Here is a 1938-nt window from a genome sequence, read left to right as displayed (position 1 = left end):
TTGATGATGCCCAGGGGCGCGCCGCCTTTTCTGCCTGCGGGGTCGGGGGGGGCGCCACACGTCGCCCCCCCGGCTCCAGGCGGCGACGTGTGCCGCAGGTCCGGCTCCGTGGCGCCTTGCGTGCGCCCCGCTCCGCGTCGTCCTCACGGACACGCCCCCGACGCGGCGCTCCACCGCACTCCTCTCACCGGTCATGAGCACGCCGCTCCGGCAACGGGGGCCTTCGGGCCCGCACCGCTCCTCCCGTCCGTCGGCGGGCGCCGTCCTGAGCACGGCGCCGATCACCCTCCTCCCCGACGTCCCGCCCCCGCGCGTCCGCTGCCGTCCGTCGGCGCGACGCCCGGGACGGCGACCTGTACGACGAGGAGGCGGGCCGCGGTGCCCACGCCCCCGGCCGCCCCGCGATCCGGCGCGACGGCGCCGGTCCCGGGCGCGGTCCGGACGTCGCCACCGTGCTCGTCGGCCGCCGGGCGGGGACGGCGCGCCCGTGGGCCTGTGGTCGCTCCCTGGCGCGAGCCGTGTTCCGCGGGGCATCGCATAGGCTCGGCGGCGACATGAAGAGCTACCTCACGCCCCTGGGGTCCAAGGCCGACAAGGACACCGTGCGGCGCCACAACCTGAGCCTGGTGCTCCGCGCCGTGCGCGACGAGGGCGAGGCCGGTGAGGCGACCCGGGCCGGAGTGTCCGCCCGGGTCGGGCTCACCCGGGCCGCGGTGTCCTCGCTGGTCGAGCAGTTGCTGGAGAGCGGTTTCCTCACCGAGTCGGGCAAGACGTTCAGCGGCCAGGCGGGGCGCCCGGGCACGGCACTGAAGGTGGCGCGCACCGGGCCCGCCGGGCTGGGCGTGGAGGTCAACATCGACTACGTGTCGGTCTGCGTGGTGGACCTGGCGGGCACCGGGCGGGTCCGGCGGACCGAGCACCTGGACAACCGGGGCGCACCGCCGGGAGAGGTCCTGGCCCGCGCGGCGGGAATCGCCGCGCGCACCCTGGACTCGGCGCGGGAGCAGGATCTGCGCCCGGTCGGCACGGCGCTCGCGCTGCCGGGGCTCGTCTCGGGCGGTTCGGTGCGCCAGGCCCCCAACCTGGGCTGGAACCAGGTCGCCGCCGAGGAGCTGTTCGCCGGGGCGCTCGCCGGTCTGCGCCCCGGCACCGCGCCGCTGCCCGTGCGCTCGGAGAACGAGGCGAATCTCGCGGCACTGGCCGAACTGTGGTTCGGCGGGCTCGGCCCGGTCCGCAGCTTCCTCTATCTGACGGGCGAGATCGGTGTCGGCGGCGCCCTGGTCCTCGACGGCGAACTGCTGCGCGGCGCCCATGGATTCGCCGGGGAGATCGGGCACGTGGTGGTGGACCCGGCCGGCCCGGAGTGCCGCTGCGGCTCACGCGGCTGCCTGGAGCAGTACGCCGGGCAGTCGGCTCTGCTGCGCGCGGCCGGCATCGACGAGGCCGCGGGCGGCGCGGCGGGGGTGATGGAGCTGGAGCGGCGGGCGCAGGCGGGTGATCCGGTGGCTCTGGCCGCGGTGGCCGGGGCCGGCCGGATGCTGGGGCAGGTGCTGTCCGGCGCGGTCAATCTGTTCGACCCGGACGCGGTGGTCCTCGGCGGGATCTACCGCGGTCTGATGCCGTGGCTCTCACCGCCCGCCGACGAGGAGCTGACGGGCCGCGTGGTGTCCGGCCTCTGGTCCGGGGACGGCGGCCGCCTGCGCGCGTCGTCCGTCGCGGGCGACGCGGCCCGGGGCGCGGCGGCGCTGGTGGTGCAGGACGTGCTGGCCGACCCGGTCGCCTACGCCCGGTCCGCGCCGGAGGACGCCTGACGCGTCCCCGGCGGGGCGGGGTGCCCGGTGGTGTGGGCCGGGCACCCGTGGGGGTGGGGGTCAGCGGACGCCGAGGAGGTGTTCCATGGCGAGCTGGTCGAGGGCTTCGAAGGCCATGGAGCGTTCG

At 77.0% G+C, this 1938-nt stretch carries 1 protein-coding gene; it reads left to right on the top strand.

The features are described 5' to 3' along the window. The first annotated feature begins 554 nt into the window (after positions 1-554). Entirely contained in the window at positions 555-1811 is a 1257-nt protein-coding gene (locus ACFVS9_RS24505) for an ROK family protein (protein ID WP_383119064.1), read from the top strand. The last annotated feature ends 127 nt before the right edge of the window (positions 1812-1938 follow it).

It is taken from the genome of Streptomyces sp. NPDC058008 (assembly GCF_042886395.1).
GTDB lineage: Bacteria > Actinomycetota > Actinomycetes > Streptomycetales > Streptomycetaceae > Streptomyces.
The sequence above is the reverse complement of the archived record's forward strand: the minus strand, read 5'-3'. Positions and strand labels throughout refer to the sequence as shown.

What these genes read in the sequence shown, in the direction of transcription:
- ACFVS9_RS24505 (WP_383119064.1), top strand. Translation starts at nt 555, where the DNA reads ATGAAGAGCTACCTCACGCCCCTGGGGTCCAAGGCCGACAAGGACACC.